This window comes from Streptomyces diastaticus subsp. diastaticus (genome assembly GCF_011170125.1).
Taxonomy (GTDB): domain Bacteria; phylum Actinomycetota; class Actinomycetes; order Streptomycetales; family Streptomycetaceae; genus Streptomyces; species Streptomyces diastaticus.
On record NZ_BLLN01000005.1, the window covers coordinates 1,666,727 to 1,686,537 of the forward strand.

Annotated in this window: 20 protein-coding genes and 1 pseudogene; 2 read left to right on the forward strand and 19 right to left on the reverse strand. The window is 72.2% G+C overall.

All coding sequences use genetic code 11. The features are described 5' to 3' along the window. Positions 1 to 34: 34 nt before the first annotated feature. On the reverse strand, positions 35 to 967 hold the full coding sequence (gene rpsB / locus Sdia_RS24555; RefSeq protein WP_100457666.1) for a 30S ribosomal protein S2: 933 nt from the start codon (positions 965 to 967) through the stop codon (positions 35 to 37). Positions 968 to 1,240: 273 nt separating this feature from the next. On the opposite strand from rpsB, the gene Sdia_RS30845 reads away from it, so the two are divergent. Then, positions 1,241 to 2,515 carry a M23 family metallopeptidase gene (locus Sdia_RS30845; RefSeq protein WP_189500524.1) on the forward strand — a complete coding sequence of 425 codons (1,275 nt, stop codon included), beginning with the start codon at positions 1,241 to 1,243 and terminating at the stop codon, positions 2,513 to 2,515. Here the strand turns inward: Sdia_RS30845 and Sdia_RS24565 are convergent. The 17 genes and pseudogenes from Sdia_RS24565 to Sdia_RS24645 all read right to left on the reverse strand — a co-directional run bounded on the left by Sdia_RS24565 (position 2,469) and on the right by Sdia_RS24645 (position 15,982). After that, positions 2,469 to 3,026, reverse strand: a complete 558-nt coding sequence (locus Sdia_RS24565; protein ID WP_100457668.1) for a TetR/AcrR family transcriptional regulator — start codon at positions 3,024 to 3,026, stop codon at positions 2,469 to 2,471. The two genes, Sdia_RS30845 and Sdia_RS24565, sit on opposite strands and share 47 nt — an antisense overlap. Before the next feature lie 215 nt (positions 3,027 to 3,241). After that, positions 3,242 to 4,081: an RNA polymerase sigma factor WhiG gene (gene whiG / locus Sdia_RS24570; RefSeq protein WP_100457669.1), complete on the reverse strand. Its 840-nt coding sequence runs from the start codon at positions 4,079 to 4,081 to the stop codon at positions 3,242 to 3,244. Positions 4,082 to 4,301: 220 nt separating this feature from the next. Beyond that, complete coding sequence (gene dprA, locus Sdia_RS24575) at positions 4,302 to 5,465, reverse strand: DNA-processing protein DprA (protein ID WP_191867978.1); 1,164 nt, start codon at positions 5,463 to 5,465, stop codon at positions 4,302 to 4,304. A gap of 83 nt (positions 5,466 to 5,548) precedes the next feature. Then, positions 5,549 to 7,162, reverse strand: coding sequence for a YifB family Mg chelatase-like AAA ATPase (locus Sdia_RS24580; protein ID WP_100457671.1), 1,614 nt, complete (start codon positions 7,160 to 7,162; stop codon positions 5,549 to 5,551). Beyond that, complete coding sequence (locus Sdia_RS24585; protein WP_100457672.1) at positions 7,162 to 7,524, reverse strand: YraN family protein; 363 nt, start codon at positions 7,522 to 7,524, stop codon at positions 7,162 to 7,164. The genes Sdia_RS24580 and Sdia_RS24585 overlap by 1 nt, the downstream gene beginning before the upstream one ends. Positions 7,525 to 7,933: 409 nt before the next feature. Then, the gene (locus tag Sdia_RS24590; protein WP_003951129.1) at positions 7,934 to 8,242 is read right to left on the reverse strand and encodes a DUF2469 domain-containing protein; all 309 of its coding nucleotides are present in this window, start codon (positions 8,240 to 8,242) and stop codon (positions 7,934 to 7,936) included. Positions 8,243 to 8,305: 63 nt separating this feature from the next. Next, the gene (locus Sdia_RS24595; protein ID WP_100457673.1) at positions 8,306 to 8,824 is read right to left on the reverse strand and encodes an NUDIX hydrolase; all 519 of its coding nucleotides are present in this window, start codon (positions 8,822 to 8,824) and stop codon (positions 8,306 to 8,308) included. After that, positions 8,814 to 9,590 (reverse strand): signal peptidase I, encoded by a 777-nt coding sequence (gene lepB / locus Sdia_RS24600; protein WP_189500525.1) that lies wholly within the window; start codon positions 9,588 to 9,590, stop codon positions 8,814 to 8,816. Before lepB (Sdia_RS24600) ends, Sdia_RS24595 begins: the two co-directional genes overlap by 11 nt. 86 nt (positions 9,591 to 9,676) lie before the next feature. Continuing rightward, positions 9,677 to 10,585 carry a signal peptidase I gene (gene lepB / locus Sdia_RS24605; protein ID WP_164495072.1) on the reverse strand — a complete coding sequence of 303 codons (909 nt, stop codon included), beginning with the start codon at positions 10,583 to 10,585 and terminating at the stop codon, positions 9,677 to 9,679. 277 nt (positions 10,586 to 10,862) lie between these two features. After that, positions 10,863 to 11,552 (reverse strand): annotated as a pseudogene (gene lepB / locus Sdia_RS30410) (signal peptidase I); the annotation flags it as partial. Further along, positions 11,545 to 12,240, reverse strand: coding sequence for a signal peptidase I (gene lepB / locus Sdia_RS24615; RefSeq protein ID WP_100457676.1), 696 nt, complete (start codon positions 12,238 to 12,240; stop codon positions 11,545 to 11,547). The pseudogene lepB (Sdia_RS30410) and the gene lepB (Sdia_RS24615), both read right to left, overlap by 8 nt. Positions 12,241 to 12,355: 115 nt before the next feature. Beyond that, a complete protein-coding gene (gene rplS / locus Sdia_RS24620; RefSeq protein ID WP_100457677.1) occupies positions 12,356 to 12,706 on the reverse strand; it encodes a 50S ribosomal protein L19 in 351 nt (116 codons plus the stop codon). Between the two features lie 131 nt (positions 12,707 to 12,837). Next, the gene (gene trmD, locus Sdia_RS24625; protein ID WP_100457678.1) at positions 12,838 to 13,659 is read right to left on the reverse strand and encodes a tRNA (guanosine(37)-N1)-methyltransferase TrmD; all 822 of its coding nucleotides are present in this window, start codon (positions 13,657 to 13,659) and stop codon (positions 12,838 to 12,840) included. Beyond that, on the reverse strand, positions 13,659 to 14,273 hold the full coding sequence (rimM, locus tag Sdia_RS24630; RefSeq protein WP_100457679.1) for a ribosome maturation factor RimM: 615 nt from the start codon (positions 14,271 to 14,273) through the stop codon (positions 13,659 to 13,661). Before rimM ends, trmD begins: the two co-directional genes overlap by 1 nt. A 159-nt stretch (positions 14,274 to 14,432) precedes the next feature. Further along, positions 14,433 to 14,669 carry an RNA-binding protein gene (locus tag Sdia_RS24635; protein WP_003951123.1) on the reverse strand — a complete coding sequence of 79 codons (237 nt, stop codon included), beginning with the start codon at positions 14,667 to 14,669 and terminating at the stop codon, positions 14,433 to 14,435. Positions 14,670 to 14,671: 2 nt separating this feature from the next. Continuing rightward, a complete protein-coding gene (gene rpsP, locus Sdia_RS24640) occupies positions 14,672 to 15,106 on the reverse strand; it encodes a 30S ribosomal protein S16 (RefSeq protein WP_100457680.1) in 435 nt (144 codons plus the stop codon). Between the two features lie 234 nt (positions 15,107 to 15,340). Then, positions 15,341 to 15,982, reverse strand: coding sequence for a hypothetical protein (locus Sdia_RS24645; protein ID WP_181843970.1), 642 nt, complete (start codon positions 15,980 to 15,982; stop codon positions 15,341 to 15,343). Positions 15,983 to 16,587: 605 nt separating this feature from the next. Here Sdia_RS24645 and Sdia_RS24650 point away from each other — a divergent pair. Next, positions 16,588 to 17,439, forward strand: a complete 852-nt coding sequence (locus Sdia_RS24650) for a class I SAM-dependent methyltransferase (protein WP_189500526.1) — start codon at positions 16,588 to 16,590, stop codon at positions 17,437 to 17,439. Positions 17,440 to 17,826: 387 nt separating this feature from the next. On the opposite strand, the gene ftsH is transcribed toward Sdia_RS24650, so the two are convergent. Then, positions 17,827 to 19,767 (reverse strand): ATP-dependent zinc metalloprotease FtsH, encoded by a 1,941-nt coding sequence (gene ftsH, locus Sdia_RS24655; protein WP_189500527.1) that lies wholly within the window; start codon positions 19,765 to 19,767, stop codon positions 17,827 to 17,829. Positions 19,768 to 19,811 lie beyond the last annotated feature (44 nt).

A 19,811-nucleotide genomic window follows, 5' to 3' on the forward strand; every position in this document is an offset into this window, starting at 1 on the left:
CCAGCCCCCGCCGTCAGCAACCGATGAGGATCGGTCAGGCCTGCTCGGGCTCGACGGCCGCGGCGCCCGTGGCCTCCTCGACGACGGCCGGGGCGACGGCCTGCTCGGCGTCGGCGACCTTCTCCGTCTCGGCGGAGGTCTGCACCTCGTCCTTGGCGGCGGGGGCCTCGGCGGTCTCGGCGGGCTTCTTGTCGCCCTCGAGCAGGTCACGCTCCCACTCGGCGAGGGGCTCACCGGCGGCCTTGTCGCCCGGCTTGGAGTCTCCGGTGGCGACGCCGGAGCGGGCGATGAGGCCCTCGGCGACCGCGTCGGCGATCACGCGGGTGAGCAGGGTGACGGAGCGGATCGCGTCGTCGTTGCCCGGGATCTTGTAGTCGACCTCGTCGGGGTCGCAGTTGGTGTCGAGGATGGCGACGACCGGGATGTGGAGCTTGCGCGCCTCACCGACGGCGATGTGCTCCTTCTTGGTGTCCACGATCCAGACGGCGCTGGGCACCTTCTGCATCTCGCGGATACCACCGAGGGTCTTCTCCAGCTTGGCCTTCTCACGCGAGAGGACCAGGAGCTCCTTCTTGGTGAGGCCGGAGGCGGCCACGTCCTCGAAGTCGATCTGCTCCAGCTCCTTGAGGCGCTGGAGGCGCTTGTAGACGGTGGAGAAGTTGGTGAGCATGCCGCCCAGCCAGCGCTGGTTGACGTAGGGCATGCCGACGCGGGTGGCCTGCTCCGCGATGGCCTCCTGCGCCTGCTTCTTCGTACCGACGAACATCACCGTGCCGCCGTGGGCGACGGTCTCCTTGACGAACTCGTAGGCGCGGTCGATGTACGACAGCGACTGGAGCAGGTCGATGATGTAGATGCCGTTGCGCTCCGTGAAGATGAAGCGCTTCATCTTCGGGTTCCAGCGGCGGGTCTGGTGACCGAAGTGGACGCCGCTTTCCAGCAGCTCCCGCATCGTGACGACGGCCATGGCCGTTTCTCCTTGTGTTCTCGGTTGCCGCGACCACCGGACGGCGGTCGCGCCTGACGCCCCGCGCGCTGTGCCCGAAGGACCGAGGAGCGCGGACGTCGACCAGAGGGGTTGACGTCGGGGCGTGCGAAGTCGACCCGGTGACCCGGATCGCCATCAGAAGTGTACGGGACCGCCGACCCACCGGGTGACGCCGCTGTCCACAACCGGTCGGTAGTCCACAGATCCGGACCATGATCCCCGAGGTCGGCCGCGATGGGCGAGTGTGGACCCATGAACACGGAGAGTTACACACTTACCCGCCTCGTCCACCGCCTCCGCCTTACCGCGTTCCCCGCTCGCGCCCGTCAGAGGCGGGCCGGCCCCGCCCCGCTCCTCTCCTCCCGTGCAAGGCCGTGGAGGAGTTCGCCGACTGCCCGAGGGGGCCTCCTCGGCGCCCGGGTCTCCTGGGCGACCGCTCCCGGGCGCTCTCCCGGACCGGCCACCGAGCACGCGGCCCCCGCCCAGCGCTCGCTCGCCCGCGCGGGGGCGGTGCTGCTCTGCGGAGTCGTCGCTCTGGCCCTGGCCTCGACGGTCAAGGCTGCGGGCGCGGCAACTCCCCCACCTCCTCCGCCCGCCCCGGCAGGCGACGGAACGACCGCTCCGTCACCGACGAGCCCCACCGACACCGCCGCGTGGGGCGGTCGGCAGCAGGCTTCGGCGGCACCGCACTTCCGGCCCTCGAGCCGCACCTCAGGCACACGTGCAGAGCACCGGCTCGGGACCACCACCGGGGCTCACCGGCGACGCCCCGCCGCCCCTCCGCCCGGCGCGGTCCCAGGTGCGCGGTCCTGGCCGGTGGGCACCCGGCCGCGCGTGGCACGCGGGTGGGAGCCGCCGGCGACCGGCTTCGGGCCGGGGCACCGAGGGGTGGACTTGCGTGCCTCCGTAGGAACGACGGTACGGGCGGCGGCGTCCGGACGGGTCTCCTTCGCGGGCCCGGTGGCGGGCCGCGGCGTCGTCGCCATCGAACTGTCCGGCAGCGGCGAGCCCCCGCTGCGGACCACGTACGAGCCGGTGCGACCGCTGGTCGCCGTCGGCGACGAGGTGGTGGCCGGTCAGCCGGTGGCCGTGCTCGAGTCAAGCACCCACTGCCCGCACTCGTGCCTCCACTGGGGTCTGCTGCGCGGGAAGGATTACCTGGATCCGTTCTCGCTGCTTCCTGAGTGGATGCTGCGGCGCGGGCCTTCCCGCCTACTGCCCGTGAGCGGCGTACCGGAGCCCTCGCCCGGCATCCCCCAGGTCCTCGCGCCGCGCCCGAAGGCGGACACCCCGACCGCGAAGCAGCCGCACGCACCCGCCGAGGAGCCGGGCCGAGGGCGTCAGCGCCCCGCCCGCGCCGTCGCACGGCGCTCCACGGGGAAGACCGGCCCCGCCGGGCGCTCCCACGGGTGCCCCGCCACGAGCGGCCCACCGAACAGGCGGGGGCGGGTGTCCCGCACCACGGACAAGCGCGGGAGAGTCAGCCGCGGACGCCGCCGAGGGCCATCGCCACGGTCGCGTCGATGATGGCCTGCGGGTCTTCCGCCGCCCCCAGCTCGATACGCCGGACAGCCGCGTCGACCACGCCTTGCAGCAGCATGGCGGCGAGTCGCGGACGGTGGTGCCCCATCCCCTCCAGGGCGTCGACCACTACACCCACCAGGCCACCGTGGGCTGCGCGGATCTTCTCGCGGGCTCCCGCGTCCAGCTCGCTCGCCGAGATGGCCACGACGGCACGGTGCCTGCGGTCCCCGACGAGAGCGAGCTGCGTACGGACGTACGCCTCGACCTTGGCCTCGGGCGTGGCTTCGCGCTCCATGGCGGCCTGCACCTCGGCGGCCCACACGGGGATGTCGACCTCGCAGAGTTCCTCCACCACGGCCGCGCGCGAACGGAAGTACTCGTACACGGAGGACCGCGCCAGCCCGGTACGTTCGGCGAGCGCGGGAAAAGTGAGAGCGTCCGTACCGCCTTCCGACAGCAGAGACCTGGCGGCGTCCAGGAGGGCGCCGCGTTGCATCGACCGGTGCTCGGCCACGGAGGCCGCTCGAATCCTTGGCACGTTCCCACTGTACGGATGACGCGTACGCGACGGCAGCCGGTACACCCTCTTCCCTTGGGGCGCGCCGTCATGATCTCGCCGCTCGATGGCGCGTCCGCGACGCCAGGCGCCCGCGTGGCGTCACCTCGGCGGAGTACGCCCCGGCGTCACACCGGGAGGCGGCGGCCGGGCCCAGTGCGGCGGGCGAGCGGTCAGCGGCCGAAGCTCGACAGCTTCGCTCGGAGTTGCAGAACCGATTTCGTGTGGATCTGGCTCACTCTGCTTTCGGTCACACCCAGGACATGGCCGATTTCGGCGAGGGTCAGTCCCTCGAAGTAGTACAGCGTGACCACGGTCTTCTCCCGCTCGGGCAGGAGGTTGATCGCCCGGGCTAGCAGCCGGCGCAGTTCGCGGTCCTCGGCGAGTTCGACGGGGTTGTCGGCGGAGGTGTCCTCGAGGGTGTCCATGATGCTGAGACGGTCCCCGCCGCCCTCGCCGCCGCCGTGGAGGAGTTCCTCGAGGGCCACGACGTTCGCCAGGGACAGCTGGCTGAAAACCGCGTGCAGGTCCTCCACCGCGATCCCCATCTCCGCGGCGACCTCGGCCTCGGTGGGCGTGCGGTGCAGTTCGGCCTCGAGCGAGGCGTACGCACGCTCGACGTTGCGCGCCTTCTGCCGGACGGAGCGGGGAATCCAGTCCAGTGCGCGCAGTTCGTCGATCATCGCGCCCCGGATGCGCGTGATGGCGTACGTCTCGAACTTGATGGACCGTTCCGGGTCGAACTTCTCGATGGCGTCGATCAGCCCGAAGATGCCGGACGAGACGAAGTCGGCCTGCTCCACATTGGGCGGCAGGCCGACACTGACCCGGCCCGCGACGTACTTGACCAGCGGGGAGTAGTGCAGGATCAGCTGCTCGCGCAGCCGCGCGTCGCCCGTGGCCTTGTAGGAGCTCCACAGCTCCTCAAGCGTGGTGGGAGCCTTGGGCCGCACGCTGCCGCGGGCGGCGGGAGGTACTGCCGCCCGGTCAGACCCGGAGGTGTGCTGGGGCATTCGTCGCCTTGAGCCGTTCTGCCGTGAACTGAGGGAGATTGATGGTCCGATGGCGTGTCTGAGTCGAAATCCTTGCGAGCGTAACGTGACGAAGGGGTCGCGTTGAGCGAAGGGTACGGGGTCGGAGCGGGACATTTGCGCCCCGCCGAGCACCTCACGCGCCCCGTCCGGCCCCGGTGCGACCAGCACACCGGGGCGGCGAACCCCGCAACAGCCAAGGTCATGGGGCATGATCCGGACAGCTGGGCACTTTAGCTACCGGATCGCCACAGGTCGGAAATCCGCCCGAAAGCGCCTGGCGTGTCAACTTCCAGTTTTCCCCTCCGCGTTCGACGTAGCCGAGGGCCAGCAGTTCGTACAGGTTGCCGACCGTCTCGTCGATGCTGCCGGCAGCCGCGCGGGCGATCAGCTCGAGTGTTCCGCCCGCGCCGGCCGGTACGGCTTCGAGGACGCGGATCAGCCGCTCGGGCAGCAGGTCCCTGGGCAGCACGGGTCCGGACTTCGCGGGGGCCAGTTCCCCGATCCCTCCGACAAGTTCGACGACGTCGCCGGCATCCGCGACCAGGTGGCCCTCGCCGCGCAGCAGTTCGTGCACTCCCGCGGAAAGACTGCTGGTCACCGGGCCTGGGACTCCCATGACGGCACGCCCCAGACGCAGGGCGGCGCGCGCCGTCGACAACGCGCCGCTCCGGTGGGCCGCCTCGACCACCACGGTGCCCCGCGTCAGCGCGGCGATCACGCGGTTGCGCCGTACGAACCTGCTGGGGGTCGGATGGTCACCGGGCGGCAACTCGCTGACCACCAGCCCTTGTTCGGCGATCCGTGCGATGAGCTGGGTGTGTCCTCGCGGATAGGGGCTGTCCACGCCGCAGGCCAGCACCGCGACCGTGGCGCCGCCCGCTCCGAGAGCGGCGCGATGGGCCGCGCCGTCGATGCCGTAGGCGCCGCCCGAGACCACCACCCAGCCCTGCTCCGCCAGCCCGGCCCCGAACAGACCCGCGGCGTGCGCCCCGTAGTCCGTACACGCCCTGGCTCCCACCAGCGCGACCGAGCGCAGCGCCCAGAAACGGAGCGAGGGAGTGCCGCGCACCCAGAGCCCCAAGGGCCGAGCGTCGCCGAGGTCGTCCAGCTGGGCGGGCCACTCGCTGTCCCCGGGGCAGACGAACCGGGCCCCGGCCCGACGGGCCGCCGCCAGGTCGAGCTCCGGCCGTGCGTCGCGGGCCCGCGACCGCAGCCCGGCCATCCGCCCGGCCGTGGCCCCGGGGAGCGACGGCCCCTCTCCGCGCAACCGCTGGAACAGCGCCACCGGCCCCAGCCTCCGCAGCCACTGGCCGCTGCGTGGGTCCCCCGGCTCCAGCACCCGGGTGAGGCCGGCTCTGGCCATGCGTTCGGCCGCGTCGTTCCCCGCCTGCCCCGGCTCGTCGAGCTCCCGCGCCCGGGCAGGCGAGCGATCCTTGTCCCGCGCCGTCACCGCGCGCCTCCCGCTGTGCTGGGCACGCCCCGCGACACCCCGGTACGCAGTTGGAGCGCCGCCTCCACGTCGCCCGCGTCGGGCTGGTCGTGGCCTCTGAGATCGGCGACGGTCCACGCCACTCGCAGGACACGGTCGAGGCCGCGGGCGCTGAGAAGGCCCCGTTCCAGTTCCCGTTCGGCGGCATGCATGGCCCCTGCCGCGGCATGCCAGCGGGTACGCAGGGCGTGCCCCGACACCTCGCCGTTGGTCCGCCACGGCGTACCGAACAGGCGCTGTTCGGCGCGCTGCCGGGCCTCCAGCACACGGGCGGCGACGGTCTCCGTGGAATCGCCCCGTTCTCCCCTGCCCATCAGTTCGGAACGGGAGACCCGGTCGACGTCGACGCGGAGGTCGACCCGGTCCAGCAGTGGTCCGGAGAGTCTGGCCTGATAGCGCCGCACGACGGACGGCATGCAGTCGCAAGGATCGCCGTGCGCGCCGTGGCGGCCGCACGGACAGGGATTGGCCGCCAGCACCATGAGGAACTGCGCGGGCAGCCTGACCACTCCTGCCGCGCGGGCGATCACGACCTGCCCCGACTCGAGCGGCTGGCGCAGCGCGTCGAGAGCCTTGGCCCCGAACTCGGGGGCCTCGTCGAGGAAGAGCACGCCCCGGTGCGCCAGCGAGACGGCACCCGGGCGGGGCAGGCCGTTGCCGCCCCCGACGAGGGACTGCATGGTGGCCGAGTGGTGCGGGGCGCAGTACGGGGGCCTGCTGAGCAGGGGTCCCCCTGCCTGGAGCACTCCGGCCACCGAATGGACCGCGGTGACCTCCAGGGCCGCGCTACGGTCAAGGTCGGGCATGATGCCGGGGAGCCGCTCGGCGAGCATCGTCTTGCCGGCCCCCGGAGGCCCCTTCAGGTAGATGTGGTGGCCGCCGGCCGCAGCCACCTCCAACGCGCCACGGGCGAGGCGCTGACCTGCGACGTCGGCGAAGTCCAGACGCCTTCCGTCAGCCGTCCGGCTCGTGGCTCCGATGCCTGCCCCGGGAAAGCTGAAGCCCGACAGCAGAGGGTCGGGGCGACTCGGGGCGTCGGGTTCCTCGTCGGGAAGGGGAGCGTCGGTGAGCACCGCCACGAGCTGGCGCAGGGTACGGACTCCCAGGACCGAGATGCCCGGGACCAGAGCGGCCTCGGTCGCCGAGCACTCCGGGACCACCACCTGCTCGTATCCGGCCTCGGCAGCCGCCAGTACGGCGGGCAGCACCCCGCGCACAGGCCGTACGCGGCCGTCGAGGCCGAGTTCGCCGATCATGACGAGGTCGGTGAGGGTGCGTGGGTCGATGAGTTCCGCCGCCCCGAGTACGGCGGTGGCCACCGCGAGGTCGAACCCGCTGCCGCTCTTGGGGACCGAGGCCGGGCTGAGGCCGATGGTCAGCTTGCGCTGCGGCCACTCGATACCGGCGTTGACCACGGCGGCGCGCACCCGGTCCCGGCTCTCCACCAGGGTCTTGTCCGGCAGTCCTACCAGCGCGAAGGATGCCACGCCCGGCTCGAGGTCGGCCTGGACCTCGACGATGATCCCTTCGACGCCCACCAGGGTGACCGCGTAGGTCCGTGCGAACGCCATCAGGTGAGCCCCCGCACGTGCTCCACACGGGCAGCCCCGCGTGGCGGCAGCACCACGCCCACCAGGTCGATCCGCACTCCTCCCGGTGGCGGCCCACCATGTTTGGCCAGCCACAGCTCAGCGAGGCGGCGGATGCGTGCCGTCTTCTCGGCAGTGACCGCGGCCGCCGGGTGTCCGAACGGGCCGGGCCGTCGGGTCTTGACCTCGCAGAGGACCAGGACGTCGCCGTCGCGGGCCACCACATCGATCTCTCCGGCACGTCCCGCGCGCCAGTTCCTCGCCAGGATCCGCATCCCGGCGGCGGTCAGTGTCCTGACCGCCACATCTTCGCCGTACCGGCCCAGAGCGCCTCGTGCGTTCATGCGGCATCACCTCCGGCACCGACAGTGCGGGGCTCGACCGATGCCGAGGGAGTGCGGTGGACAACGCGGCTGTTGTGGACAACTCCGTCACCCTTGCCCGCGGAAGCGGCCCCGAAGCGGCCGTCGGCCCCACTGCGCGCGGGGCTCGTCCGCACCGGGCCGGCGGCTCGGGGCGCCGCAGAAGCTCTACGCCGGGGGCACCCCACTGCGGCGTGTGGCCCGCACTGCGGCGGCACGGGGCCACCCGGACACACCATTGCGCCCGTTCCGAGACATCCCCGCAAACCCCCAGCTCACACGCCCCGTAACCGCCCCGCACGCCGCGCTCACGGAACGTGCCCGGTAGCCCTCGCCCCATCGCCCCGACAGCACCTGCGAACCACACCGGCCCCGCAGGGCCCCGCCGGGCTCACCCGCCGGGCAGTTCGAGGTCGCTCTTGTTGAGCTCCTCGATGTTCACGTCCTTGAAGGTCAGCACCCGGACCTGCTTCACGAACCGCGCCGGCCGGTACATGTCCCACACCCAGGCGTCCGCCATGGACACCTCGAAGAAGACCTCGCCCTGCACGGAGTGGACCTGCATGTCGTAATCGTTGGTGAGGTAGAAACGCCGCTCGGTCTCGATCACGAATTTGAACAGCCCGACGACATCGCGGTACTCCCGGTAGAGCTTCAGCTCCATCTCGGTCTCGTACTTCTCGAGGTCCTCGGCGCTCATGGCATGTTCCCCTTCAGCCGTGCGTGCCCCCATTGTGCGCCAGCACCGCGAGGCGCTGGACGTTTAACTGTCGAGCGTCATGGGCCTGGCCGGGACTCCTTCGTCGAGCAGCGTGCGCAGCAGTTCGGCGAATCTGTTCGGATACACCGTCTCATGCGTGCTGGTCAGCTCCTCGCACGACCACCACCGCGCACCTGCGACGGTACGTCGCTCCAGCTCGGTGAGCGCGGTGGGCCCCGTCACACTGCTCCGGGCGCGCGCCAGGTAGTACCGCTCGTCCTGGTCCCAACGGCGCCCGGCGAAGGTGAAGGAGCAGACGCGCCGCCACAGCTCGGGGCCGAGATCGACACCGGTGATCCCGGTCTCCTCGGCGAGTTCCCTGCGGGCCGCCTCCTCATGAGTCTCGGCGCCCTCCAGGCCACCGCCCGGCGTGAACCACCAGGCCGTCGTGAGATCGTCCGGCTCGTGGCCGTGGAGCAGCAGCACCCGTTCGTCCGGGTCGAGGAGAACGACCCGGGCGACGCGGCGCAGCGGCCTCGCGCGCGGCTCCGGCGTCTCGTGAACACCCTGGTCAGACGCCACGTGCTTGCCCGGTACGCCGCGCTCGCGCCGCGTGGCCGAAACGGCCCGCCACCGGCCCCCAGGCGGCGCCGCCCAGGATCAGTACGGCGCCCCCGGCCACCGCCGCGACCACGGCCTTAAGGGGGCCGGGCTCGGAGATGCCGCCCGGCAGGGCCGCGAATCCCGCGGGGCGGTCCAGCATGCCCTCCATCGGCCAGGCGACGGCGTCGACCCGCGCCACGACGGCGTCCCGGGACACGGAGCCCTGGCCGGCCTCCTGGAGGTGGGCGGTGGAGTCGAGCGAGCCGGCACGCTCGTCGCCCAGCAGGAACAGGCGCCCCTCCGGGACGGTGGTGCGGGGAATGCCGGCGACGGAGGCGGGGGTACCGGAGGGGAGGTAGGGCTCGTCGACGGGCTCGCCGTTCACCGTGAGCCGTCCTCCGGTACAGCAGGCGACCTCGTCGCCACCGACACCCACGACGCGTTTGACCATGGGCAGGTCGCCCCATTCGGCCTCGTTGAAGACCACCACGTCGCCGCGGCGCACGTCGGCGCCGTCGATGCGCTGGGCGAGCACCCGCTCCCCGGCGCCGATCGTGGGGGCCATGGAGCCGGTCGGGACGGCGTAGGGCTGGTACAGCAGCGCTCCCCAGGCGAACCCGCCGAGGAAGAGCACACAGCCGAGGGCCACGGCGGCGCCCGACAGGATTCTGCCGAGCCGGCCGTGGCCCTCGTGCGTACCGGCCGTGCGGCCGGTACGGTCTTCCCTACTTCGTGTCGTGCTCATCCCAGCGCGCCCCCGCCTCGGAGAATTGGTCTTCCCGCCGTCCCGGCAGGTGTCGGGGGCGGGAAGCGGCGATCTGGGACGGCACCCTACCCGTCGGTCCGGCGGGCGGTAACCCGTCGCCGCCACAGCACCAGCGGCACGGCACCGGCGAGACCCAGGACTCCCGGGGCGGCGCCGAGCGCGGCGTTGAGGCCCGGCTGGTCGAAGGTGTCCGGCACCGACAGCGTCGACCAGCGCGTGGGCGGCCAGGCTACGACGATGGCGCGTCCGACGACCTCGTCGGCGGGGACCATGCCGGCGTTCTCGTCGTTCTGGTGGTACCGGGAGTCGAGCGAGGACTGACGGTGGTCGCCCATGACCCAGAATTTACCGTCGGGAACGGTCACCTTGAACTTGCCGCCGCCGTCGTCGGGGCTGCACGGGGTGTTGCCCGGGAAGACGTAGGGCTCGTCGAGGGCCTTGCCGTTGACCTTGAGCGGCCCTGTGCCGTTGCACTCGACGGTGTCGCCCGGGACTCCGATGACACGCTTGATCAGGTCCTTCTCCTCCGAGGAGGGCATCAGACCGATGAAGCTGAGGAAACGCTGGACGGAGTTGGGCTCGGTGACGGGCTCGTTGGCCAGCCAGCCGTCCGGGTCGTGGAAGACGATCACCTCGCCGCGCTCCGGCTCACCGCCGAACCACGGGGTGAGTTTGTCCACCAGTACCCGGTCACCCTTCTGGAGCGCGTTCTGCATCGACTCCGACGGAATCGAGAACGCCTGGACCAGGAACGTCTTGATCAGCAGCGCCAGTCCCAGCGCGATGACGATCAGGAACGGGATCTCCAGCCAGAAGGGGATGCGCCTCTTCCCTTTGCTCCGCCCACCGTCGGGGCCGTCGTCCTGGCCGGACCCGCCGGGCCCGTCGGCGTGCTCGGCCGACTCGTCCTCGGGGCGTCCGGAACCACCCTCGGGCTCGCGTCCGGATCGTGCGCCCACCGCCACATCCCCCACATCGACTCCTCACTGTGTGCCGCTGTCCGCGCCTCGTCCGGCGCAGAACCACCACTCCCATAACGAGCGGGAGTTCCGCAGGGGTCGGGAGGGGGATCGTTCTGTTCAGATCCTGGGACGCAACCTTATGCGACGCCCCGTCGGCCGCCACCGTTCCGCCGGGCGCGTCGGGTACCGCCGCGTACGTCCCACGGGCCTCCAGGCCGCGCCAGTGCCCCGCCGGCCACGCTATCGCCACGGCACGGCCCACCACGTGGTCGTCGGGCACCGTGCCTCCGTGGCCCTCGGCCCGGTGGTAGCGGGAGTCGGCGGAGTTCTCCCGGTGGTCGCCCAGCACGAAGTACCGGCCCTCGGGCACCCGCACCGTGAAGCGGAGCGAGGAGGGCTTGTTGCCCGGGTGGAGGTAGGGCTCGGTGAGGGCCACGCCGTTCACGGTGATCCGGTCGTCGCGGTCGCAGCAGACGACGGTGTCGCCGCCGACGGCGACGACCCTCTTGATCAGGTTGCGCTGGTCGTCGGAGGGCAGCAGACCGATCGCGGAGAGGACCCGCTTCGCCTGCGCGGTGACGGCGGAGTCGTCGGCGGCGGCCGGGGTCGGCTCACCGCGCAGCCAGTCGGCGGGGTCCTCGAAGACGATGACGTCGCCGCGCTGGGGCCGCGAGCCGAAGTAGGGCGTGAGCTTGTCCACGACGACGCGGTCGCCGACCTGGATGGTCTGTTCCATCGACCCGGAGGGGATCACGAACGCCTGGACGAGAAAGGTCTTCAGGAAGAGCGCGATCCCGATGGCGACAACGATCATCAGCGGTATCTCGCGGAGCGCGGAGCGGCGCCTGCGACGGCGCACCTTGCGGGCGAGCTTGCGCCGTTCGGCGCGCCCGGTAGGGGGCGGCGCCGCGGCGTACCCGTTACCGCTGGGCGCTCCGTCCGCGCGGGAGCGGCCGCGGGGCTTTCCCCGCCTACCCATGGCGGCCCCGGTCCGGCAGCTCGGCGAGAGCGCCGGAGTGGCCGACGGAGGACCACCGGGAGAGGGGCCAGCCGACCCACTGGGCGCGGCCGATCACCTGCTCGACGGGCAGCATGCCGCCGCCGGGGGAGCCCAGCCGGTCGCGGGAGTCGCGGGAGTCGCTCCGGTGGTCGCCCAGGAGGAAGAGCCGCCCGGTGGGGACGACCACGTCGAACGGGACCGAGGAGGCTCGGTCGCCGGGCGGGAGGTAGGACTCGTCGACGACGGTGCCGTTGACGGCCAGACGGCCCCGTGCGTCGCAGCAGACGACGCGGTCACCGCCGGTCCCCACGACCCGCTTGACGAAGTCGCCCTCACCGAAGTACTCGGTGCCGTCGAAGACGACCACGTCCCCGCGGCGCGGCTCGTCTCCGAAACGGTAGGCCAGCTTGTTGACCAGGATCCGGTCACCGACGCGCAGCTCCGGCTCCATCGACCTGCTCGGGATCTGGAACGGCTGGAGGACGAAGGCGCTGAACAGCAGGACGAAGACCACACAGACGGCAAGCCCCGCGGTGAACCGGCCTCCCGGGAGCCGGGACGGACGCGAGGAGCGCGACCCCTCCTCCGCCCCGGGTTCCTCAGGGATGTCCCCTGGTCCGGCGGCGGAGGAGCGGTCGCGCTCCTGGTGCTGTGCTTCGGTGTCCATCGGTGCCAGATGTTATCCGGCTCCGCCTCGGACACGAACAGGCAAGCGGCACTTGACCTGTTCGTGGGCCCGGCACCGGCGCGGCTCAGCGCGCCGGGGCCGTCGCCCGGCAGGTTCAGCTGTCGCGCTTCTCCCTGATCTTCGCGGCCTTGCCGCGCAGCTCGCGGAGGTAGTACAGCTTCGCGCGGCGGACGTCACCGCGGGTGACCAGCTCGATCTTCTCCACGATGGGGGTGTGCACCGGGAAGGTGCGCTCCACGCCCACGGAGAAGGAGACCTTGCGGACCGTGAAGGTCTCGCGCACGCCGGCGCCCTGGCGGCGGATGACGACGCCCTTGAACTGCTGCACACGGGAGCGGTTGCCCTCGATGACGCGGACGTGCACGTTGACCGTGTCACCCGGGCGGAAGGCGGGGACGTCGCTGCGCAGCGACGCGGCGTCGACGGAGTCGAGCAGGTGGGACATGGTGTCTGCTTCCTCGTTGATGCCACAGGTCATCAACGGAACATGAGAGGAATGTGCGGGTGCTGCCGGTCCCGGAGCGCCGTCGGTCCCCCTGTGGCAGGGGCGAACGCTCGTGGACGTACAACAGCGGGCTATTCTTCCACGCCTTCGGCTCCACGCCCAAATCGGCCGTCCGGCCCCTGATGCCAGCCCAGAGCGGCGAGGAGCGAGCGGTCCTTCTTGTCGAGCGTGGCGGGGTCGCAGCGCTCGATGAGGTCGGGGCGGTTGCGGACCGTGCGGCGGAACGCCTCGTCGCGGCGCCAGCGGGCGATCTTCCCGTGGTGGCCGCTGAGCAGCACCTCCGGGATGTCGCGGCCGCGCCAGGACGGGGGCTTGGTGTAGACGGGGCCTTCGAGCAGGTCCGCCATGGCGCCGGGCGCGAAGGAGTCGTCACGGTGCGACTCCGCGTTGCCGAGGACGCCGGGCAGCAGCCGGGCGACCGCCTCGGTGATGACCAGTACGGCCGCCTCGCCCCCGGCCAGCACGTAGTCGCCGATGGAGACCTCGTGGACGGGTATCCGCGAGGAGTACTCGTCCATCACGCGCCGGTCGATGCCCTCGTAACGGGCGGGGGTGAAGATCAGCCAGGGCGCGGCGGAGAGTTCGACCGCGACTTCCTGGTCGAAGGGGCGGCCGCTGGGCGTGGGGACGACCAGGGCGGGGCTGTGCGCCCCGGCCTCGTACCCGTCGGCGAGGATCTGGTCGAGCGCCTCGCCCCAGGGCTCGGTCTTCATGACCATGCCGGGGCCGCCGCCGTAGGGAGTGTCGTCGACGGTGTTGTGGCGGTCGTACGTCCACTCGCGCAGATCGTGGACGCGGACGTCGAGGACGCCGCGGGTCCGGGCCTTGCCGACCAGGGAGACGTTCAGCGGGTCGAGGTACTCGGGGAAGATCGTGACGGCGTCGAGACGCATCAGCGCGCCTCTCCGGCCCGGCCGGGCGCACCGTGGCCGCCGCCGTCCGGCGCCTCGTCGCCCGCCCCCTCCTGCTCCACGTCACGGGCGGAGGCGATGACGGCGCGGTCGTCGATGAGGCCCGGGGGCGGGGTGATGACGGCGCGCTGCTCCTCCAGGTCGATCTCGGCGACGATCTCGGCGACGAACGGAACCATGACCTCGCTGCCGTCGGGCCGCTCGACGATGAAGAGGTCCTGCGAGGGCAGGTGGGAGATCTCCGTGATGCGCCCCACCTCCACGCCGTCCTCGGTGACGACGTCGAGGTCCATGAGCTGGTGGTCGTAGAACTCCTCGGGGTCGTCCGGGAGCTCCTCGGGATCCACCTCGGCGATGAGGAGGGTGTTGCGGAGTGCTTCCGCGCCGGTGCGGTCGCCCACTCCGGCGAAGCGCAGCAGCAGCCGCCCGCTGTGCACGCGCCCGCTCTCGATGGTCAGCGGGCCGGTCCCGGGAGGGTCGGTGGCGAGTACGGCGCCGGGCCCGAGGCGGACCTCCGGCTCATCGGTCCGCACCTCGACGGTGACCTCGCCCTTGATTCCGTGGGCACGGCCGATCCGTGCGACTACCAACTGCACCTGTGCTGCTCCTGGTCGTTCGTCGTTCGATGAGGAGGATCGGGAACGGGCCCGAGCTCCCCCGCGGGGACGGGCTCGGGCCCGGAACGGAGCGGGGGCCGGAAGCGTACGTACCGCTTCCGGCCCCCGGCCCTGTGTCCTGCGAGAACCCCGGAGGGCTCAGACCTGGTCCACGTCGACGAGATCGACGCGGATGCCTCGGCCGCCGATGGCTCCCACGACGGTCCGCAGGGAGCGGGCGGTACGGCCGTTGCGGCCGATCACCTTGCCGAGGTCGTCGGGGTGGACCCGGACCTCCAGCACGCGTCCGCGGCGCAGGTTGCGCTCGGCGACCTGCACATCGTCGGGGTTGTCGACGATGCCCTTCACGAGGTGCTCGAGAGCCTCCTCGAGCATGCTCAGGCCTCGGTCGACTCGGCGGCCGGGGCGTCAGCCTCGTCCGCCTTCTTGTCGGCCTTCTTCTTCTGGGTGATGGCCTCGCCCTTGGGGCCGCCCTCGATGTCCTTGGTGAGCTGGTCGAACAGCGCACGCTTGTCGGCCTTCGGCTCCGGCTGGAGCAGCGGCGCCGGGGCGGGAAGGCCCTTGTGCGCCTGCCAGTCACCGGTGAGCTTCAGGATCGCGAGAACCGGCTCGGTCGGCTGGGCGCCGACGGAGAGCCAGTAGCGGGCGCGCTCCGAGTCGACCTCGATGCGGGAGGGGTTCTGCACCGGGTGGTACAGGCCGATCTCCTCGATCGCACGGCCGTCACGGCGGGTGCGGGAGTCGGCGACGATGATGCGGTAGTGAGGCGAACGGATCTTGCCCAGACGCTTCAGCTTGATCTTGACTGCCACGGGAGTGGTGTCTCCTGGTCTTGACGAGGTGGGCACAACGGGATGCCACGTGGGGTTGCGGTACTCGGGGTGCCCGATGGACGCGTCAGCCGGAGGAGAGAGGGGTCCTGTGCGACTGTCGAGTACAGCTTGCCATTCTGCCATACGGGCCGGGCCCGTCCTCCCACGCCCGTGGCCGCCGCCGGCCGGCCCCGCCCCGGGGCGTCCGGCCGGGGCACGGGCCGTACACGGCGGTCACCCGGCGACGGCGACCGCCTCCGGGATACGGAACGGCTTGCCGCAGCCGCCGCACATGATGGGGGCCTGGGCGAGGACGGAGGGAACCACGCGGACGTTGCGCCCGCAGTCGCAGACCGCCTTGACGCGGACGCCGCCGCCGGACGAGCCGTGGCGGGCGGCGGGGCCGCGGAAGCTGCGCGCGGTGTCCCCAGCGGTGGCCACGGAGTGGGCCTTGAGCGCGCGGTGCAGGCGCTCGGCGGTCTGGCGGTAGCGCCGCTTGGCCTCCGGGTTGAGCCCGACCAGGGAGAAGCCACTGCTGGGATGCGGCTCCTCGGGATGGTCCAGACCCAGTTCCTCGGCGACGGCGAGGAATCTGCGGTTGTGATACCGGCCGGCCCGTGAGGTGTCGCGAATGCCACGGGCTGCGGCGATGCCATGGACTGCTTCGTGGAGCAGTCGCTCGAAGGAGAGCTCGGCGCCGCAGGCGGACGAGGACTCTCCGATCAGGGACTCGGGCGCGGCAAGGTCTGGCAGCTCGGGGTGGTACCGCTGAATGTCGGCCCACGCCTGTGCCAGCTCTGCGGCGAGAACAGGTGGTGTCGTGCTCACGTCGTACCCAACGAGCAGGAGCGGCTCCGTGTTCCGATTCCGGGCCATCCCAAATATTTTGCACGTACCCGTCAGTTGCCGCTGATGCGTCGGGAGGACGGCGAGTGCGCCGAACTGCACAGAAGTCGCTCAGTTCGCCACAAGCCCGTACGTATCCCCGGTACGCCGCCTCCTGTAGTACCGGCCCGGCGGATCGCTCTCCCGGTCCGCCGGCACATCGCGAGGCGGGGTCGCGGGCGGCTGCGGGGCGCGTGCCGGGCAGGGGTCGCGCGGCTCTCGGTCGACGGTACCCGTCGGTGCGGGGACATCCCGCACCGGGCCCCGCGACGGCGCCGAACGGGCCCCGTACGCGGGGCCGTTCGCGGCGCTCGGGCGTACAGCCACGGACGGACGTACTGCGCTTCGCCGGGTCGTCGCGTGCTCGCCCGGTCCGCCGCCACCCTGCCTTCCTCGCAGGCCGGGGCGGTCGCGACGGCCTGAGGGGCGGCCGGGTGGTGCGGGGGCGCGCGAAGGGTGCACGCGAGCACGTGGACGGCGTCCGCTGGACGCGGGCGCGCGGGCGTCGTTCCCTGGCGTACGGGGGCAGCAGCGGGCACGGCACCGGGGGCGGAACAGGGACAGCCACAACCTCTCGGCAGATGGGGGCTCATGCGATGACTTCGACGCTGGTGCGGCGGCACGGACCGCGGTACGGGGCAGACCCGGCGCGGCCCCGTACCGCCACGCGGACGCGGGACTGGACGGAGATCCAGGAGCGGATGCTCGTCCCGCTCCAGGAGGCGGTCTACGCCAGGGTCGGACTGGGGCCCGGCGGGCGCGTCCTGGAGCTGGGGTGCGGTGCGGGGCTGGGCCTGGTGCTCGCCGCGGGGCGCGGCGCCTCGGTGGCGGGGGTGGACACGGAGCGACCGGAGCTGCTCGCGTACGCGGAGCGGCGGCTACGCGGCGCCTCGGACGCCCCGACCGACGACGGTCCCCTGCTGGGCGAGGCGGCGTGGGGCGCGGCCGGGGCGGGCCAGGGGCTCCGCCTCGTGGCGTCGTTCCGGCCACTCGGTTGCGCGGCCGGCGACGGGGCGGCGCTCGGAGCGCAGCTCGCGCGGGCGCTGGAGGGGGCACCGCGGGGCACACAGGTGGTGGTCACGGGCTGGGGTCCGCCCGAACGGTGCGCCGCCGCGGGTGTTCTGCGCACGGTGCGTCGGCTGGCGGAGCCGGTCGCGGGGCCGGACGCCTGGCGCTCGGCGGGGAGGGACGACCTGGAGGACGTGGCGAGCGCCGCGGGACTGCTCCTGGAGGGCTCGGGGCGGGTGAGCTGCCCGTTCGGCTACCCGGACCAGGAGAGCGCGGTACGCGGGCTGCTGTCGACGGGGCTGCTGGACGCGGCCCTCTCCGCCACGGACACCGCCCGGGTGGCGAAGGAGCTCGGCGAGGTTCTGCACCCCCACACCCGCCCCGACGGGACCGTCTGGCTGCCGAACGTCTTCCGGTACCTGGTGGCGCGGTCGGCCTGAGCGGGGAGGGGTTCACCGGAGGCGCGTCCGGGCGCAGGAACCGTGCCCGGGCCGGCAGGGGCGGCGAAGAGGAGGCCCGGCTGGGCTCGGGAGGCCGGGATGGGGCGCGGGCCCGTTCGTGCCGTGGCCGGCGACGCGCTGCCGGGCGGGCGGCGGGGCGCACGGCGCGTCGTCCGCCGTCGGTGAAAGCGCAGGTCGTACGCCCCGTAGCGGCCCCGTGCCGCGCGACCCGACGGGGCAGGGCGCCGACGGGCACTGCGGGAGCGTCCGTCGCCGCGGCCGTGGGCCGGGGCATGGCGAGCACGTCGCCGCGGCGACACCCGGCGGGCGCCCCGCACGGGTACGTCGTTCCCGGCAATCCTCCAGCCGCGGCTCCGCCCCGCTCGGCTATTCCTTGTGCAGTCGCGGGATGCCCGCCGCGCTGTAGGCGTCGGCCTCCTCCAGCGTCTCGTTCTCCAGGAGGGCCGCTGCGAGGGCGTCGAGTTGCTCGCGGTGGTCGGTGAGCTGGCGGCAGGCGCTCTCGTAGCACTCCTCGACGATGCGGCGCATCTCCTCGTCGATGGTGTCGAGGGTGGCCGGGGCGGCGGAGAGGCCGTACGCCTGCTGGGCGTCCTGCGGGAGAGCGGAGAGGCGGCCGACCTTGGAACTCATGCCCCAGCGGCCGACCATGCCGCGCACCATCCCGGTGACCTGCTCCAGGTCGTTCTCCGCGCCGGTGGTCACCACTCCGAAGACCACCTGCTCCGCCGCCATACCGCCCAGCGCCCCGATGATGCGGCCGCGCAGGTACTCCTCGGTGTAGGCGTACTTGTCGACCTCCGGTGTGGAGAGGGTGACGCCGAGGGCGCGACCGCGCGGCACGATGGTGATCTTGCGGACCGGGTCGGCGCCGGGCTGGAGCATGCCGAGCAGGGCGTGCCCGCTCTCGTGGTAGGCGGTGCGGCGGCGTTCCTCGTCGGGCATGACGAGGGGGCGTTCGGCGCCGAGCTGGACCTTCTCCAGAGCGTCGGAGAGATCCTTCTGGTCGACACGTTTCTGCCGCCGCCGGACCGCGAGGAGGGCCGCCTCGTTGGCGAGGTTGGCGAGGTCGGCGCCGGTCATGCCCGGAGTCGAACGGGCGATCTGGGCCAGGTCGGCGTCGGGGGCGAGCGGGATGTCCCGGGTGTGGATCTTCAGGATGGCCTCGCGGCCACCGCGGTCGGGCGGGCTGACCGCGACGACGCGGTCGAAGCGGCCGGGGCGGGTCAGCGCCGGGTCGAGGATGTCGGCACGGTTGGTCGCGGCTGTCACGATGACTCCCTCGGAGCCGGAGAAGCCGTCCATCTCGGTGAGGATCTGGTTGAGCGTCTGCTCGCGTTCGTCGTGACCGCCCATGCCCGAGCCGCCGCCCCGTGCCCGCCCGATGGTGTCGATCTCGTCGATGAAGATGATCGACGGGGCCACTTTGCGGGCCTCGGCGAACAGTTCCCGGACCCGTCCGGCGCCGACGCCGACGATCATCTCGATGAACTCGGAGGCCGAGGCGGAGAAGAACGGTACGTCGGCCTCTCCGGCGACGGCGCGTGCGAGCAGCGTCTTGCCGGTGCCCGGCGGGCCGGTCAGCAGGACACCCCGGGGCGTCTTCGCGCCCATCGCGCGGTATGCCTCGGGGTGTTTGAGGTAGTCGACGATGTCGCTGAGTTCGCCCTCGACCTCGTCGATACCGGCGACATCGGCGAAGGTCGTCCGCCGCCCCTCCTCCAGTTCCACGGGTTTGGGCGGCGGCTTGCGGCCGAGCATGCCCCCTCCCCCACCGAGGCCGGCGCTCATGCGGCGGGCGATGAACAGCCAGAGCGCCACGAGGAGGAGTATCGGCGCGAGGGAGATGAGGAGGTTGGAGAGGAGGCTGCGCTCCGCGACGACGGGCTCCGCCGTGACCGTGACCTTGTTCCGGTCGAGCTTGGCCCAGAGGTCGTCGTCGGCGAACTCGGGGCGCTGCGTGGTGAAGGTCTTGTAGTCGCTCTCGCCGTCGTCGGCGCCGTCGTCTCCGGGGCGGGGCCGGGACTTCTTCAGCTCCCCCTGGATGGCGTCGCCCTTGGTGTAGATCTTGGCGACGTTGTTGTCGTCGACCTGACGGCTGAACTCGGTGTAGGAGATCGTGGTGTCGTCGCCCTGGTCGAAGAAGGAGAGAACCAGGTTGGCGATGACGAAGACCAGGAGCGCGGTGAGCAGGAGCCGCCACCAGCCGCCGGGCACGCGGCCGCGCTTCTTCGGCTGATCCGGCTGCGGCGCACCCTCCGAGCGCCAGGGCTTGTCGGTGCGGTCGCGCGGCGGGACGGGGCTGGTCACTCGCATCTCCTTCACGCCGACGCCGGATGCGGCCGACATTAGTG

Bases quoted from the DNA above. Each gene is read 5' to 3' on its own strand.
- rpsB (WP_100457666.1), bottom strand. From the start codon at position 967: ATGGCCGTCGTCACGATGCGGGAGCTGCTGGAAAGCGGCGTCCACTTC.
- Sdia_RS30845 (WP_189500524.1), top strand. From the start codon at position 1,241: ATGAACACGGAGAGTTACACACTTACCCGCCTCGTCCACCGCCTCCGC.
- whiG (WP_100457669.1), bottom strand. From the start codon at position 4,081: ATGCCCCAGCACACCTCCGGGTCTGACCGGGCGGCAGTACCTCCCGCC.
- dprA (WP_191867978.1), bottom strand. From the start codon at position 5,465: ATGGCCAGAGCCGGCCTCACCCGGGTGCTGGAGCCGGGGGACCCACGC.
- Sdia_RS24580 (WP_100457671.1), bottom strand. From the start codon at position 7,162: ATGGCGTTCGCACGGACCTACGCGGTCACCCTGGTGGGCGTCGAAGGG.
- Sdia_RS24585 (WP_100457672.1), bottom strand. From the start codon at position 7,524: ATGAACGCACGAGGCGCTCTGGGCCGGTACGGCGAAGATGTGGCGGTC.
- Sdia_RS24590 (WP_003951129.1), bottom strand. From the start codon at position 8,242: ATGAGCGCCGAGGACCTCGAGAAGTACGAGACCGAGATGGAGCTGAAG.
- lepB (WP_189500525.1), bottom strand. From the start codon at position 9,590: ATGAGCACGACACGAAGTAGGGAAGACCGTACCGGCCGCACGGCCGGT.
- lepB (WP_100457676.1), bottom strand. From the start codon at position 12,240: ATGGACACCGAAGCACAGCACCAGGAGCGCGACCGCTCCTCCGCCGCC.
- rplS (WP_100457677.1), bottom strand. From the start codon at position 12,706: ATGTCCCACCTGCTCGACTCCGTCGACGCCGCGTCGCTGCGCAGCGAC.
- trmD (WP_100457678.1), bottom strand. From the start codon at position 13,659: ATGCGTCTCGACGCCGTCACGATCTTCCCCGAGTACCTCGACCCGCTG.
- Sdia_RS24635 (WP_003951123.1), bottom strand. From the start codon at position 14,669: ATGCTCGAGGAGGCTCTCGAGCACCTCGTGAAGGGCATCGTCGACAAC.
- Sdia_RS24645 (WP_181843970.1), bottom strand. From the start codon at position 15,982: ATGGCCCGGAATCGGAACACGGAGCCGCTCCTGCTCGTTGGGTACGAC.
- Sdia_RS24650 (WP_189500526.1), top strand. From the start codon at position 16,588: ATGACTTCGACGCTGGTGCGGCGGCACGGACCGCGGTACGGGGCAGAC.